General features: G+C 44.2%; 11 protein-coding genes. 2 read left to right on the top strand and 9 right to left on the bottom strand.

Annotated features, from left to right (window positions below):
• Together HY064_10175 and HY064_10170 are read right to left on the bottom strand one after the other, a co-directional pair.
• On the bottom strand, positions 1-1,572 hold a 1,572-nt coding region (locus HY064_10175), incomplete at its 3' end, for a SprB repeat-containing protein (GenBank protein ID MBI3511019.1).
• A 943-nt stretch (positions 1,573-2,515) separates the two neighbouring features.
• Complete coding sequence (locus HY064_10170) at positions 2,516-4,879, bottom strand: gliding motility-associated C-terminal domain-containing protein (protein MBI3511018.1); 2,364 nt, start codon at positions 4,877-4,879, stop codon at positions 2,516-2,518.
• A 151-nt stretch (positions 4,880-5,030) separates the two neighbouring features.
• Between HY064_10170 and mdh the strand changes: the two genes are divergently transcribed.
• Both mdh and HY064_10160 read left to right on the top strand, forming a co-directional pair.
• On the top strand, positions 5,031-5,972 hold the full coding sequence (mdh, locus tag HY064_10165; GenBank protein MBI3511017.1) for a malate dehydrogenase: 942 nt from the start codon (positions 5,031-5,033) through the stop codon (positions 5,970-5,972).
• Positions 5,973-6,032: 60 nt separating this feature from the next.
• Entirely contained in the window at positions 6,033-6,482 is a 450-nt protein-coding gene (locus tag HY064_10160; GenBank protein MBI3511016.1) for a clan AA aspartic protease, read from the top strand.
• Positions 6,483-6,541: 59 nt separating this feature from the next.
• Here HY064_10160 and HY064_10155 read toward each other — a convergent pair whose 3' ends face one another.
• The 7 genes from HY064_10155 to HY064_10125 form a co-directional block, all read right to left on the bottom strand.
• Positions 6,542-8,386, bottom strand: coding sequence for a T9SS type A sorting domain-containing protein (locus HY064_10155; GenBank protein ID MBI3511015.1), 1,845 nt, complete (start codon positions 8,384-8,386; stop codon positions 6,542-6,544).
• 98 nt (positions 8,387-8,484) lie between these two features.
• Positions 8,485-8,886 carry a DUF393 domain-containing protein gene (locus HY064_10150; protein MBI3511014.1) on the bottom strand — a complete coding sequence of 134 codons (402 nt, stop codon included), beginning with the start codon at positions 8,884-8,886 and terminating at the stop codon, positions 8,485-8,487.
• Positions 8,886-10,379 carry a YncE family protein gene (locus HY064_10145; GenBank protein ID MBI3511013.1) on the bottom strand — a complete coding sequence of 498 codons (1,494 nt, stop codon included), beginning with the start codon at positions 10,377-10,379 and terminating at the stop codon, positions 8,886-8,888. The genes HY064_10150 and HY064_10145 overlap by 1 nt, the downstream gene beginning before the upstream one ends.
• A 99-nt stretch (positions 10,380-10,478) precedes the next feature.
• Positions 10,479-10,826 (bottom strand): cytochrome c, encoded by a 348-nt coding sequence (locus HY064_10140; protein ID MBI3511012.1) that lies wholly within the window; start codon positions 10,824-10,826, stop codon positions 10,479-10,481.
• A 225-nt stretch (positions 10,827-11,051) separates the two neighbouring features.
• A complete protein-coding gene (locus HY064_10135; protein ID MBI3511011.1) occupies positions 11,052-13,499 on the bottom strand; it encodes a TonB-dependent receptor in 2,448 nt (815 codons plus the stop codon).
• A 92-nt stretch (positions 13,500-13,591) separates the two neighbouring features.
• Entirely contained in the window at positions 13,592-13,918 is a 327-nt protein-coding gene (locus HY064_10130; GenBank protein ID MBI3511010.1) for a hypothetical protein, read from the bottom strand.
• 312 nt (positions 13,919-14,230) lie between these two features.
• On the bottom strand, positions 14,231-15,946 hold the full coding sequence (locus tag HY064_10125; protein MBI3511009.1) for a M1 family metallopeptidase: 1,716 nt from the start codon (positions 15,944-15,946) through the stop codon (positions 14,231-14,233).
• Between the last annotated feature and the right edge of the window lie 6 nt (positions 15,947-15,952).

Here is a 15,952-nt window from a genome sequence, read left to right as displayed (position 1 = left end):
TGGCGCTGTGCCGCCTGATGGTGTAACGGTAGCACTTCCATTACAACTTCCGAAACAGGTAACGTTCACCTGGGAAGAAGTGGTTGAAACTACAGTTGGTTGTGTAATTGTGAATGATTGCGTGTGTGTGCAACCAGCAGGTGAACTGATCGTACAAGTATAACTTCCAGCGCAAAGAGCAGAAGCCGTTGCAGCGGTTCCACCGGAAGGTGCCCATGAATAGGTGTACGTTCCTGTTCCACCGGCAGCGACAACGGTTGCACTTCCGTTGCAAGATGCATTACAGGTAACATTCACCTGTGAAGGAACATCGGTGATAGCAGCGGGCTTAAATGTTTGTGTTATAGTACAACCTGCAGGCGAACTGATCGTGCACGTGTAACTTCCTGCACAAAGTCCGGAAGCAGTTGCAGCCGTTCCACCCGATGGTGCCCATGAATAAGTGTAAGTTCCAGTTCCGCCGGCAGCGACAACGGTTGCACTTCCGTTACAGGTTCCATTACAAGTAACATTCACCTGCGAAGGCGTAGCAGTAATTACGGGAGGTTGCGTGATGGTGAAGGATTGCGTGTGCGTGCATCCTGCAGGCGAACTGATCGTACACGTGTAACTTCCCGCGCAAAGAGCAGAAGCCGTTGCCGCAGTTCCGCCTGATGGAGCCCACGCGTAAGTGTAAGTTCCTGTTCCGCCCGCAGCGACAACTGTAGCACTTCCGTTACAGGTTCCATTACAGGTAACATTCACCTGCGAAGGAACATCAGTGATAGCAGCTGGTTGAGTGATAGTGAAAGTTTGAGTGTGCGTACAACCTGCAGGCGAACTGATCGTGCACGTGTAACTTCCCGCGCAAAGAGCAGAAGCCGTTGCAGCAGTTCCGCCTGAAGGAGCCCACGCGTAAGTATAAGTTCCAGTTCCGCCGGCAGCGACAACGGTAGCACTTCCATTGCAACTTCCGAAACAGGTGACATTCACCTGAGAGGGAACATCTGTTATGGCCGGATTAGAAGTGATATTGAAGGTTTGTGTTGCAGTACAACCCCCGGAAGCAGTAACGGTACACGTATATGTGCCCGCGCATAATCCATTTGCAGTAGCCGCAGTTCCTCCGGAAGGCGCCCACGAATACGTGAAAGGTCCTGTTCCTGTAACAATATTAGTTGTCGCCGATCCTGTACAACTGCCAAAACATGAAATATTGGTTTGCGTACCTGAAAGTGTGAGACTGCCCGAACTGATGATCGTAAAAGTTTGAGTAAAAGGTGCGGTGCAGGAAAGTGCATCATTGATCGTGCAAGTGTAAGTTCCCGCGCAAAGTCCAGTTGCTGTTGCTGTGCCTTGTCCACCTCCCGGAGCAGGAGACCATGAGTAAGTGAACGGGCCAACTCCATTGGTGAGAGTAACCGTAGCAGTTCCTGTACAAGCAGAGCAGCCCGCGTTTGTTTGAGACGGAGTTATTGTCAATGCATTCGAGCATGCAAGAAAATCAATGAATACACCGGAATCGTAAATGCAATCCGAGGCATCAGCAATTGCAAGTTTCCAGTGATAAGTCTGACATGGACATAAGCCGATGTTGCGAGTAAGTACCGTAGTGAAACCATCATACTGAATTGTAGCTCCGCCGGTATTATCAATGTAGTAGGCGCTGTTCGTTACGTTATTTACATTGTCAATAGAAACAATAGTTGTATTGTTTGGCAAAGTTGCCATATTGCTGTTGTTGTAAAATCCCGCCTGGCATGCAGGCCCGGGTCCGGTGATAAAAAGTCCGAAAGCGTCATTGAATCCGGAATTCACAAATTCAGGATATTCTTCGGAACCGAAAACAAATCTTATCTGAAGATTATTGCATGCCGGCGTAATATCAAATTCAATAATACATGGATCATGAGTAGCCTGCGGATCGAGTGAAGTGAGTTGCGGATCATTCGCAGAAGTTCCGTTGCAAGTTCCTGCGCTTGTTGAATTGTTCGGACCGATTGCATTAACTGCAGAACCAGTCGTCATGATTATTCCATTGGTGATCCCTATGTTCGTGGTATTTCCATTTGCAAAAGTTCCGTAAGCATTCGAAGGGCAATTGATGGTAACGTTGCTCACAGTCACACCTTGTCCCACAAGACTTGCAATAAGTGTTGCAGCGGAAACTCCCGGAGTTACGGTAAGCTGCGCTTCTACCTTTATCGGAGAACCGAAAAAGAAAAACGCAAACAAAGACAAGACGTAGAATCCTGTTCTGGAGCAGAAAAATTTAATCATGAAGAACTTGTGTTAAGGATGTGATTGCCAATACCAAACCTATGAAAACGTAAGCAAGAAGTCAAGGGTATATCTATAATAAAAGTCCATTGAAGTGGCAGCAATTAACATTCATCGATTTGCCGATTATAAAATGCTGTTCAGATGAAACAATATGGAATTCGTCGAAAAATATCTGTTGATAAATATTCAAACAAATGAATAGGATAAAAAAGTAATAAAAATAATTATGTAAAATAAAAAATAATGTAAAATACTATCTTATTAATGAAATATGTCCAATCATTTTATAATGTTTATATAAATTATCTGTATATTCTATCTTGTAAACATAAACATCTTCCGGAGCATTATCCCCCTTATTCTGCCAGGTTCCATTCCATCCAACCTCCGGATCCTTCGATTCGAATACAATTTTTCCCCAGCGATCGAATATCATCAGATCATAATCCTGCGAAAGTATATTCGAAAAAACAGGAATGAAGATCTCGTTGTGATTGTCATCATTCGGCGTAAATGCATTCGGAATATAAAAAGTGTGGTAGTCATTCACCACGATATTCATGTAAGCGGTATCGCTGCAACCGGAATCATTCTGCACAATAAGATATACCGGGTAATTTCCGGGAAAATCATACGTGTGATTCTGCTGGTAAAGAGTACTCGTTGTACTGTCCCCGTACGACCAATACCACGTATTCGCTCCCGAAGAAGTGTTCGTAAAATAAATCAGCGGATTGAGAATATCGGTCAGCGTTGGTGTTGCACTGAAAGAAGCAACCGGTTGTGCAAATGTCCGGATCATGCAGGGAATGGTTTGTGTTGTAGCACAACCCGGCGGAACAGACACCGTAAGCGAAACACTGTGGCACCCGGCCGAAATGAAGTTATGTTGTGGCTCCGCTGCATTCGATGTCGACCCGTTGTCACCGAAATCCCAGTGAAATGTTGCATTGCCTAAACCGGTTGTGTCAAGCGAAAAATGCACGAGCAATGGTGTGCAACCGGAATTCGTGTCGGCTGTGAAATTGAAAACAGGTGATTGTTGCACAATGATATTCACTGTTTGTGTCGCTGTTTGCCCGCACTGATCGGTTGCAGTAACAGTGTAAGTTGTGGTAGAAGCCGGAGTAACCAGAACAATATTTCCTGAAATATTTCCGGGATTCCAATTGTAATTTATTGTTCCCATTCCTCCGCTTGCATTTGCATTCAAAGTTGTTCCTCCTCCTGCACAAATAGGAGAAGCGCCATTTGCGACAAGAGATACCGGTGCTGCAACAGAAATAGTAAAGAGCAGCGGACCTGCAGAGCATCCTAACGCATCGGTAATATTCAGTGTGTATGTTGTTGTTGATGCAGGTGTAACCGTTACAGAAGATTGATTCGGCAAACCATTACTCCACGCATACGTGATCGGATTATTTCCTCCTGCAACATTCGCCGTCATTGTTGTATTAGTTCCGGGACAAATGGAATCATTTCCGGAAGTTGTAACGCTGAGCGAATTATTCGACGCAACGGAAAATGTATCAACGCCCGTGCAACCATTCGCTTGATCCGTGATGGTTACAGAATAAAATCCGGGCAGCAATCCATTGGCAGAATTAGTGGTACTCACATTAGGCGACCAGGAATAAGAGAAGGGGCCGGCGCCATTCACAGTAATGTTTGCTGTTCCATTATTGCTTCCGCATGATGATGGAGTTGTTGTATTCGTAAATGTGAATGATCCGACAGTGAATGGAAGTGACGCGGGATAAATTGCAACATTGCCACAGAGATCCGTCACAGGCCCGACAAGATTTGCCGTGTAAGTTCCGGCACTTGTTATTGCCGGTGAAATTGTAAATGTAAATGTGTTGTCGTATTGCGCGCCCGCATTGCACGCTGCAGAATTTACGGTGGTCACTGTGTAATTTCCATTCGGGCCGCTGAAAGAAAAGTCGGAGGCCTGCACCGTGTTGCACAGAATATTTTCAGAGAAAGTTACTGTAAGTGTATTTCCTCCGCAACCCGGATTGGTCACTGATAATATTTGAGGAGGAATGATATCGAAAATTGTTGCGGTGGAAGCGGAGAAATTTATCGTGTATCCATATTGCGTGGAAGAATAATTGCTCACATTCACTACATAAGTTTGTCCGGCAAGAACGGGCACCACCTGGTTGTAAGGAGTTCCTGATGCATTCTGCGAGTTGAGTGTTGATCCTCCATTAGGGCCCGTTGTTCCGGGTGTGGCTGAATAATTACAACTCGTTTCTATTGCCGGATTTGTGAAAATATCAGAACAGGAATTATTCGTCAGGTTGTAAACGGCCCAATCATAATCATCCGCGCTGTTGTTAGGAGTGATGGTGAAATTCAGGTTCCCGGTTGTCTGTACGGTGAAAGTGTACCACACATCATTCAGTTCTCCGCTGTTGAGGCAGGAAGAATTATTGTTGATCTCATTCGGGTAAGTTCCTTCACCGCTATAAGAAACCGAAGTGGAATAAACATTCTGGCAAATAGGAATTGCATCGAGACAATCCTGGTTCGTGGGAACCTGTGCGTGCGCGGGAAAAATGACGAAGGTCAGTATCGCAGCGAAAAAAATAGGAATGATGGGGATTCTCATCAGTAACTAAAGTACGTGAACGCTCACCCGGAGTTTGATGAACTTTGTAAATGGGCGAAAAAATCATGCCACGTGCAGCTTTCCAAAGATTCTATTCCTAATTTTGAAACGTTTTTCTGTACACATAACAATCACTTAATCCGAAACTCAAATGAAAGTCACTGTAGTAGGCGCAGGTAATGTAGGTGCAACATGCGCTGATGTGATCGCACACAAAGAACTCTGCAACGAACTTGTTCTCGTTGACATCAAACCGAATTTCTCCGAGGGAAAAGCGCTCGACATCTGGCAAACTGCGCCGATCAATCTTTACGATACACGCGTGAAAGGATCGACCGACGATTATTCCAAAACAGCGAACTCTGATGTGGTGGTGATCACTTCGGGTCTTCCGCGTAAACCGGGAATGAGCCGCGATGATCTTATTTCCACGAATGCGGCCATTGTAAAATCGGTAACTGAAAATATTATCAAACATTCACCCAATGCGATCATCATCATCGTTTCCAATCCGCTTGATGTGATGACGTACTGCGCTTATCTCACTGCGAAAATAGATTCGAGCCGCGTTTTCGGAATGGCAGGAATTCTCGACACCGCACGTTACCGCGCATTTCTTGCGGAAGAATTGAATTGTTCTCCGAAAGATATTCAGGCCGTTCTCATGGGCGGACATGGCGATACGATGGTTCCGCTTCCACGTTACACGACAGTTGGAGGAATTCCGGTGACCGAACTCATTGACAAAACAAAACTCGATGCCATCATCGACCGCACAAAAAAAGGGGGAGGAGAAATTGTAAATCTTCTCGGAACATCTGCATGGTATGCTCCCGGCGCGGCAGCGGCACAAATGGTGGAAGCGATCGTGCGCGATCAGAAAAGAATTTTCCCGGTGTGTGCTTTGCTTAATGGAGAATACGGAATGAAAAATATTTATCTCGGCGTTCCGGTGAAGTTGGGTAAAAAAGGAATCGAGCAGATCATTGAACTCAAACTGAATGCAGAAGAAAAAAAATTACTCGACGATTCTGCAAAAGCCGTGAAAGAAGTCATGAGCGTACTCGATGGAATGAATATCGTTACGGCATAATTTTTTTATATCAGAATTCACAAAAGCCGGAAATGTCTCCGGCTTTTTTAATTTAGCATCATGAAGGTTCGGATACCCATACGATTTCTCGGCATAGAAGGAGACGGTTATCATCTCGCTGTGAAAATGAAGATTAACGGGAAATCGGCGAATGCTATTCTCGACACCGGCGCTTCAAAAACCGTTTTTGATAAAACGCGCATCGGACATTTCCTGGGGAAGGAAAAATTTTCACTCAATGAACAATTATCCACCGGGCTTGGAACAACCACGATGCAAAGCCATGTGGTGGAACTCATGATGATCTCATTGGGAAAAATCGTTATTCAGAATTACCAGGCAGTAGTGCTCGACCTGAGCCACGTGAATGAAACGTATCACAAACTCGGATTACCGAAAATAGACGGAGTGATCGGCAGTGATATTTTTCACCGGTACAAAGCGGTGATCGATTACGAAAAAAAAATTCTCTGGCTGCGGGAAGTGAAAAAAGTGAAAAAGAAAAAATGACTTTCCCGATTGCATCGTGCGTTGGCCATTAGCCGGCCCCGAATATTCCCGAATAATTTTTATTTTACTGTGACACGAACAGTTTCTTTCGTTCCGGAAGTTTGCAGAGTGAAAAAATATTCACCGGCGCTGAGAGGAGTGAGATCGAAACTTGTTTTTTCCGTTCCGGCGTGCGACGTCCACGAATTCTGTTCTATCATTCTTCCCGCAACATCCGTGATCGTCATCAGCACATTTTCTTCTTTGTCGAAATGCAGCGTCACAAAAAAATCGTCCGAAACAGGATTGGGATAAGCCGCAATGATGTGCTGGTGATTCACCGCAACTGATTCATGAACTCCGCTATAAGTTGCCCAGGGAATAGTGGCGCAATAAATATTCAGGTCACCGTCATTCGTGCGCCCGTCTGTCCATACGGGTATCGCGTACCCGCGCGCCGCCACCACCTGCGTGTACTCGCCGATTCCGAAATTCGAATTCTGCGAACCGATCGTGGAAAAATCAGTTGCCACATTCGTGATCTGCTGGTTTCCCAATAGCGTTTGTCCGCCGTCAACGGAATACGCAAAATAATAATGTGTTGTTTTATTATTCACCGGATCAAGACGACGATCGTACCAGGTGAGAAAAATAATTCCGTCTGTATTGATCGTGATCGCAGAATAAAAATTATCAGCAGCCGGATCCGTATCATTATTCACGATCACCGGTGTTGACCAGGTCATTCCTCCATCGGTAGAACGTGAAAAGAAAATATCGAGCCCGGTTGTATTCGCAGTCAAAGCACCGTTCGCTGTCCATGTTGCATAAAGATTATTTGCATTCGGCCCCGATGAATTATCGATGGCAACATGCGGACAAGGATAAAAACGCTGCGGATCTATTCCTACAAAATTTGCGTTCGGCTGATCGGCGCTGAAACGCGGTACATGCGTATCTGCAATTTTATTCGGCGTAGAAAAAGTTGCTCCGCCATCCGTAGAAACGCTATGCCATATTGCGTAATTCACATTGTCCTGCGATCCAAAAAAAGTAACGTGCACATTTCCGCTGTTGTCCACCACGATGTCAGAAAACTGAACCGTCATGAATGTATTATCGGAAACTACTCCCCATGTTGTGTTGAATGCACTTGCCGCAGCAGGTTTTTTATAAACGACAATGTTGGTGGTGCCGGTTGAAGTCTGCGGCTGGTACATGGCGCAATACAGATCATTGTAATATGGAGAAGAAGAAGTTCGATCTGCGATCATCCATTGCTTGTCAAAAATTTTGTCGGGCAATGTGATGATGGAAGTGGAAGAGTCGATGGCCACACGATCGTTCGCAGCGCGTTGCCATGTTGCACCATTGTCGCTCGAAGAAGCCCAGTAAATAGCAGCGTAAACTCTTGATCCGGCGAAAAAAATTCTGATCCACGAGTAATAAGCGATGCCGTTATTGTCAAAAGCAAACATCGGATCTCCGCCGCCGAGTGTGAACCCGCCGGAAATATCCGGATCGTTATTGAACGTTGCAGGATTCCACGTTTGTGCAAAATCACCAGTATAATAAATTGGATTGCTGAGCCCACTTCCGTTCTGCGTATTCGGCGAACAAACAATTTTCGTGGAGTCGAGCGGATTCATTGCCGCATGAATTTCAGATTCAATATCGGTGCTTCCGCTTACGATCACTTCATTACTGAGTTGAGTATTCGGATTTCCGTTGCGTTCATTTTCATTCCTGTTTTTCAGGATCTCATTTTTCTTTTCAGGATGTGCTGCCATTTCACGAAGATCATTCAGGGTGAGCCCGGTTTTTTCGAAGAAGATCTTTTCTTTTTCCATTTGCGCGTGATTCACATTCTGCGAAAAAGAAAATGTGGTGGCAAGAAGAGCAGTGAGTGTAAAAATATTTTTCATGATGCATGAATTTTTTGGTGATGCAAATTAATTCATTTGTGCGGATTCGCACGCCCATGCTGCAAAAAAATCTCCATTGGCATTAATACCCTTTCATTTCACAGAAATTTTTTCCGCACTTCCGGTGTCGGCACCATACAACTTTCTTTTTTTCCCCACCATTTGTAACGGTTCTTCGCAATGATGTTGTAATAAATATCGCGGATTGGCGCAGGAATAATGATCAGCGCATACAGCAACGGATACAATCCCCCGAGGTGTTTTGCCATTCTGAGTATCGCCGTCGTTTTAAAAAAACATTTATCATTCTCATACAAAACAAAACTGTTCATCTGTTCCGGATCCAATCCATGATCAGTAAGAATTTTTTTTGCAAGAGCGGATTGAAGAGGAGTGAAGCGGAAATGATCTTTATTATCGTGACGGATGATGAAATTTACTTTCGTGTTGCAATAGTTGCACACGCCATCGAAGAGAACGATGGAATATTTTTCAGGCATCAGCGTCTCCGGTACGCGCACGTGTAAGGATCGGCGATGAGTTCGCGTTTACTTCCGCTGATCAGTGTGTTCGAACTCATATCGATCTCCGTGATGTATCCGTTTCTTCCACCGCAACTTGTGGTGTGATGAGGTGCAGGTCCGCCGGGAAAAATATTCCTGTTTGCGACAATTACTCTTTGCTGGTCATCATCCACTACAATTCCGTGCGGTTGCCATCCCGAATAAACGCTCGCGACAAAAGTATTCGTCTGGTAATTCAGAACGTAAACCGATCCGCGCATTCCGGGATACGTTGCGGTATCTTCCTGGCACGTTACATACAAATACGGAGTGCTGGTAGAAATTGCGAATTCCTGCGGATAAACTCCAACAGGAATTGTTGCGATGAGTTGATCCGTCGCAGCATCCATCACGCGTACTTTATTTGATTTCTGGCAAGTGATATAATATTTTGTTCCGTCGGGAGAAAATGTAATGTCGTGTCCGTCTTCAGAAGAAGTATTGATAGGGAACGGACTTCCGTCGATGATCACCTGATTCACACTGGGCAGTTGAGGCAAACTCACATCAACTTTGTAAATAAAATTTCCTGAGGTTGTAGTAACGTACAACGTGTTGTTATCAGGACTTACGAATGATCCGTGAGGTTGAGTGAATAAACCGGAACCCTGGTAAGTTTGCAGCCAGATCATATTCTGCAGATCAACGCGCGCAATTCTTCCGTTCGTACTCCAGTCCACAACGTAAGCGTAATGTCCGTCGGATGTCATTGCGAAAGTATTCCACGATCCTACAGCGGCGCTGTCAGTGGGGCCGAGCAGAATTCTTCCGACGAGTGCATCATCGCTCGTGCGGTGTTTTTCGAGATAACGTCCTGCAATAAATGAACAATACCAATACTGGCTGTCGGGAGAAAGTTTGATAAGATGAGGAGATTCTACAGCAGCATCAGCCCCCACATCTATGTAACGCATTTGCAACCCGCTTTCAGGATCGATGGAGCAGACTTTATCACAACCTTGCTGTGTGACATAATATTTTTTGCGATGAGAATTGTCGGACCACTTCACGAATCCATTTGCATCGGGCGCTCCTGCATCTATCCAGTTTCTCAATTCCACTTCTTCATCATGCGTAAGCGGATCGGCATTGAGCGGCATAGTAGGAGTAGATTTTCCGCCGAGATCATCATAAGTATTCGTGAAAAGAAAAAGCGTGCTGAAATCGTGCGAATACGGAATGCAAACTGCGCCGCTGCGCGATCCCTCGAAAAGTTTATCCCATGTACTCAGGTCAAGTCCTGCAGATGCATCTTTGCTTTGCGTGTTGTGACATCCGCTCACTGCGCATTTGGTGAGAATGATCGTGCCGATTTTTTCAGGGTACTTGCTGTCACGCACATCTATCACGGGAAGATCTTTTCTGCAACCGCTGTAAATAATCAATCCTGCAATAAATAGAATGCAGATGAAAAGAATACTTTTTCGCATGTTTAAAGGTAATGAAGAATTAATAATGAATAATGCATAATTGCTAATGAAAGAACGAAACGGGTAACAAATTTATTTTCAATCATCAATTATGCATTATTAATTATTCATCGCACCATTATTCAGCCAGCAGCGGATTTTTTTTCTTTCTTCTTCCGGGAGCGGGCCTGTGGGCGGCATTTCCTGTTTCCGCAGCACTTCGTTTTCCAATTCACCGTTATCCACTTTTATTTTAATTCCTTCATAAGTTGTGAAATCTCCTTTTATCGAACCTTTGCCGTGGCATTTGTAACAATTCTCCTGGAGAATGGGCTGAATGTCTTTTGAAAAAGTAGATTCAATGGTGGTGCAATCCAGTGTTGCTTTTTTATGCGTGATGCACGCGAAAGGAAGAATTGCGATCAGCGCAAATACCGAAATACAGGCGAAGAATTTTTTGTTGAACATAAAAAAATGTTTAGAGTAGAGTTTATATCGATTAAGAGTTGTATAACAATGATTGCAAGCGCTCCATTATTAAAAACTGAGCATTTGCAAAGCATTCCCGATGCTCAGTCTGATTCATTTGAATGTCAAAAAGTTTCCTGTTTCGCATTTAGTATCTTATTCGGAATAAACTCTAATGCAAAGTTCTTATTTTTTTTCAAGCGATGAAAGATGGTGAATGCCTGATCAGTTTGTTTTTGCTTTTTTGAAATACAACGGAATATTCAATTTCAGTGAAAAATTCCTTCCCATGTTGTAAACGCCGGTTCTTCCTGTCACATAATTCATGTCGGAATATTTCAGGCGGCTGAGGTGATTCTGGTAAGCAACGTCCGTAATATTATTCACCGAGAAAAATACGGAACACACTGTTTCTCCATTGCGGATGATGTCGCCACCGCATCCGGCATTCAGCAAGGTGCATCCTTTGGTCGCCGTTTCGGTGTGATAAGCCGAATAAATATTATTCTGCGCAAAATAATTTTCCACTTCAAATTTCACATACACATTCTGGAATGATCTTCCGGGTTTCGGAATATTCGCTCTCAATTCCATGCGATATACAGGAGCAGGAGTAAAGGGAAGGTACTTCGTGGAATCGGTCGCATTTTTCTGCTGTGCAATTACAAATCCAAAGGAATTTTCGAAATGCAGCCAGTCGAACGGGTGAGGATGAATATCGATCGTCGCTTCTCCTCCCATCAGTTGTGCATTGCCCGAAACAAATTTAAAAGTTGAATATCCCTGCGTTATAGAATCGCCGCCATTCACACTGCTGAGTTTTCTTGCGTAAATGAAATTCTGAATATTATTATCGAACAGATCGATCTCGCCGGAAACATGTTTTGAATCAACACCGAAAGCAAGATCAAACTGTAAACTGTTTTCCGCTTTCAATTCCGGGTTGCCCCGCTCGTAACGTAAACTTCCTTCATGCACACCGTTTGCACCTACTTCATTTATTCCGGGTGCGCGATACCCGCGCGAAATGTTGAACTTGGTGTAAAATATTTTTGAGAGCTCGTATGAAATTCCTGCGCTTCCTGAAATTCCGGAGAAAGAATTCCTGGAAGAAGAAAATTTATGAATGGCATCCGGATCGGAGGAAGAAGTTTTAATTCCATTGCTGTCGAGATAAAGATTGGCAGTGTGTTCTTCGCGCAGATCATAGCGCAGCCCGCCGCTGATGTCGAGTTTCTCAAATGATTTTCTTGCTGTCACAAATGTGCCGATGTCGAAGAGCGAATATTCCGGAACAAGAAATTCAACGCCTTTGTTCTTCGAGTCCTGCTGCATTCCATTCACTCCCGAAGTAATCTGCAGATTATTTTTTTCCGGGAAAATATAACGCACATCGTAATTGATCGTGTTCATCAGGAAATACAAACCATAATTTTCAGGATGAAGAACGTCAGCAAATTCCTGCCGCTGATTCTGCTGGAAACCGAAAGTAGTTTTGATCTGCCCGTCGCCAACAATGAAACTGCTGTTCCAGATCGCCTTGTAATGATGAATCTCCTGGTGCGGAGTCGCCATTTGGTAAGAATGAAGATCATCGGTATTCGCAAGACTGTCTGCAATCGTAGTTGAATTCACGCGGACTTCTTTGATGAATTTTCCCGTTGCACTGTCACGCCTTCCTTCTACTATTCCCGGAGAAAGATGATAAGAGCTAAGAATAAAATTTGAATATCCCCAGCTGCGATTCAAACCGATCGTTCCGCTGAAATCATTTTCGGTGAAACGCGAATCAAAAACACCTCCGTCATATTTGTTCACGTAGTCGTGCGCCTGCTTGTGCGTGTAACGTGCGTCCCACGTGAGACCGTTTAAATTTCCTGCAATGTTCGCCGATCCTGCAACGAGCCCGTTATTCGTTTGATAATTACTGATGATATTTCCGGTGACCGTTCCCTGTGAAAGTGTGGGAGCAGAAATAATATTTACCACACCGGCCATCGCATCCGAACCATAAGCGAGGCTCGCGGGGCCTTTTAAAATTTCCACACGGTTAGCGCCGTACTCATCAATTTCAATTCCGTGTTCATCGCCCCATTGTTGTCCTTCCTGGCGAATGCCGTCGTTCACAACAACAACTCTATTGTAACCGAGTCCGCGTATCACCGGTTTTGAAATTCCCGGGCCTGTCCCCACCTGAGAAATTCCCGGTTGCTTCGCGATCGCGTCAATGATGTTTGTAGAAATATTCTGTTGCAGTTGAAGTGTAGTCACTACGCTGATGGGTGTAGGAATTTTTTTCGGATCTGCCGAGGAAGATTGACCCGTGATCACCACGCCCGGCATTTCGGTTGGTGTTGATTCCATTTTAAAATTAATGACGGTATTTTCCGAGAGAAGAATTTTTTCTGTGATCGTTGCGTAACCGGTGCAGGAGACCTCTATTGTAAAACTTCCCACAGGAAGGTTTTCAATTTTATAATTTCCGTTGATGTCGGTCTGCGTTCCGTTTTTGAGATCGGGAAAATAAATGACAGCACCGATGAGAGCAGAACTGTCAGCGTTATCGGTGATCTTACCGGAGAGTGTTGCTTTGCCGGGAGTTTCTGCGTTTAAATTGGTAATTAAAAAAATGCAGAGAAAGGCAAAAGTGTATTGGAGAACTGAAAATTTCATAGAAATGATTTCGGAAAATTTTATCAGGAATAATGTGATCCGCATTTCCGTTTCATTCAACGGAAAGTATTTTCATCAGGGCTGATGAATTTTCAGGCAATGGGCGGCCCGCGTGGAGCAGGAAGGGAAGGGAAAATTAATCCAGGGCAATTGAAATCTGCATCGGGAAGAAAGAAGAAAAAATTCTGTGTAAATGATCCGGCAGCGTGATCAGAAGAAATAAAAGCCGATCCTTCGTAAGTGAGAAAACTACAGTGAATATGTTTTTTACTCCACGTATTTTTTTCTCCTGCGCCTGTAGGTGCGTGATGCGTGTCGGTGTGCCCGTAGAGCGCGTGTACGAATTCTTGCGGAATAAGGAATACCGAAAAACAAACTAAAAGAGAAATGGCGAATGCCTGTTTTAGTCTTGTGATCACTTTGCAGTTCTGAAATTCAAAGTTAACTATAGAATGTTGTGGAAGGAAAAATTCAGACAGAAGGTTAAACAGTGACGATGAATGGATGATTTGCGGGATACAATTGTCTTAAGGGCATCTCTAAAAACACAGAAATGCAAGGCGGGAATTTACTATTCGTAAATGAGGATTTTGAGGATGTAGCCCAACGCAGCAGTTCGAAGTTAGTAGAGATGCCCTTAATCTGTGTTTAGTCAGCGCAAATCTGTGGCAATATTATGTTTTAACCAACGAACAGCAACGTGGAAAATATCGCCCTAAATTTTTAGAAAATCAGGTTCTCCATTTCATCATGGTCCGTAAATTTTTATTTTCAACGGGCTTGAACAGTAATTGATCATCGTTGAAAAACGGATAAGTCGCATCTAAAGGAATTTCCAATCGCTGCAAATATTTTGTCGGCCGCAATTCATAGCCGGTCTTTTCAGTATCGTTGAATTTTACTTTGACCGGTAATACAAAAGAGGAATCCGTTTTTCCCCAGCGATAAAAGAAATTCCCCTCCCACACACAATATTCCAGTTCCGGAGTAAAACGATCATGCAGGTATTGCTGAAAGAACCAGTGATAGTCTTCGCCCGTTTTTTCATTCACAATTTTTTCCAGGTCTTCCGTGCGCGCGTTCCTGTAAGCGTAGCGTGCGTAAAAAGTTTTCAGCACATCAAAGAAAACAGAGTCACCGATCGTGTTGCGCAATGTGTACAGCGCCCACGCGCCTTTCGTGTACATGTCCTCATCGTGATAATCGAAATAACGGATGTTGTAAGGAGCAACCACCGGCCTGCGATTGATAATTTCTATCCTGTAATTCAGCATGTAATTGACATAAGCGCCATGACCGAATTTATGTTCTACCCACAACGCTTCGGTGTACGTTGCAAATCCTTCGTGTATCCATCCGTCGGCGAGATCTTCGGCCGTCACCGAATTTCCCCACCACTCGTGCGCAGTCTCATGAAGAATAATATAATCGAATTTGTAAGTGGGGTCGGTTGCGAAACCATTTCCGTAAGCGATGGCGGTCTGGTGTTCCATTCCTTCATACGGAGATTCCACTAATTTAAATCCATCGCGGTACCACGGGTAAGGGCCATACGTTTGTTCGTAGAACGCGAGATAATCTTTCAGTTGTTCAAATTGTTTTTTCGCCTTGTCGTAATGTTGTTCGAGCACATAGTGATTTAACTGCAATGAATCGTGCGTAACGGGAGAAACGTAAACATCATGAAGTAATTTGAATTTACCAATGTAAAACGTTATATCGTAAAGATTGATCGGGTAGGAAACATGCCAGTGGTATTCATCGAGATTACAGCAACCTCCAAGTTGTTTTTTGCCAATGAGATTTCCGTTTCCAACTGCAACAAGTGGTTCCGGAACTTTATAATACATGTCAACACTATCCGGTTCATCATTCACTACATCTTTGCAGGGAAACCAAATGCTGGCTCCTTCCGTTTCATCACACACGCCCCACCACGGATTTTTCAGATCATCCTGTTTCCGAACGAATCCTCCTGACCACGGGGGACGTTTTGCTTCGAGCGGGGTTCCCGCAGCAACCATGGTGATGGAATATTTTTTCCCTTTTTCGCCATGAAAGATCAGCATCAGCGCCTGGTGCTTGCGGAAAAATACCGGCTCTTTCGCTTTGGTATCGGAAGTAAAATAAATGCTTTCGAGTTTCATCACCGGGGCAAGATCCGTTTGTATCGTATCAAAATCTTTCGTGGCAACAAAATCCATCTGCACGGTGGTTTCAATATTATTTTCCTTGAGCAGATTTCCGCCGAATGTTACATCGAGCCCGTAATACTTCACATCATAACACGTTCTGTATTTTGAATCCTGGTTCCCGAAAAGCTGAAGCGCTTCTGTTTTTTTCGGATATTTTCCTGCGCGGCGCGGATTGTGAATGTTGAAGTGAAGGCCGATGAGAGAACAGCCGGCTATTGTAATAAGAGTTGTCGCTAAAAAGAATTTTTTCATCTCTTC

This window comes from Bacteroidota bacterium, assembly GCA_016194975.1.
GTDB lineage: Bacteria > Bacteroidota > Bacteroidia > Palsa-965 > Palsa-965.
Note: the sequence above shows the minus strand (reverse complement) of the source record. Positions and strands in the feature narration are given on the sequence as shown.

Bases quoted from the DNA above. Each gene is read 5' to 3' on its own strand.
- HY064_10170 (MBI3511018.1), bottom strand. From the start codon at position 4,879: ATGAGAATCCCCATCATTCCTATTTTTTTCGCTGCGATACTGACCTTC.
- mdh (MBI3511017.1), top strand. From the start codon at position 5,031: ATGAAAGTCACTGTAGTAGGCGCAGGTAATGTAGGTGCAACATGCGCT.
- HY064_10160 (MBI3511016.1), top strand. From the start codon at position 6,033: ATGAAGGTTCGGATACCCATACGATTTCTCGGCATAGAAGGAGACGGT.
- HY064_10155 (MBI3511015.1), bottom strand. From the start codon at position 8,386: ATGAAAAATATTTTTACACTCACTGCTCTTCTTGCCACCACATTTTCT.
- HY064_10150 (MBI3511014.1), bottom strand. From the start codon at position 8,886: ATGCCTGAAAAATATTCCATCGTTCTCTTCGATGGCGTGTGCAACTAT.
- HY064_10145 (MBI3511013.1), bottom strand. From the start codon at position 10,379: ATGCGAAAAAGTATTCTTTTCATCTGCATTCTATTTATTGCAGGATTG.
- HY064_10140 (MBI3511012.1), bottom strand. From the start codon at position 10,826: ATGTTCAACAAAAAATTCTTCGCCTGTATTTCGGTATTTGCGCTGATC.
- HY064_10135 (MBI3511011.1), bottom strand. From the start codon at position 13,499: ATGAAATTTTCAGTTCTCCAATACACTTTTGCCTTTCTCTGCATTTTT.
- HY064_10125 (MBI3511009.1), bottom strand. From the start codon at position 15,946: ATGAAAAAATTCTTTTTAGCGACAACTCTTATTACAATAGCCGGCTGT.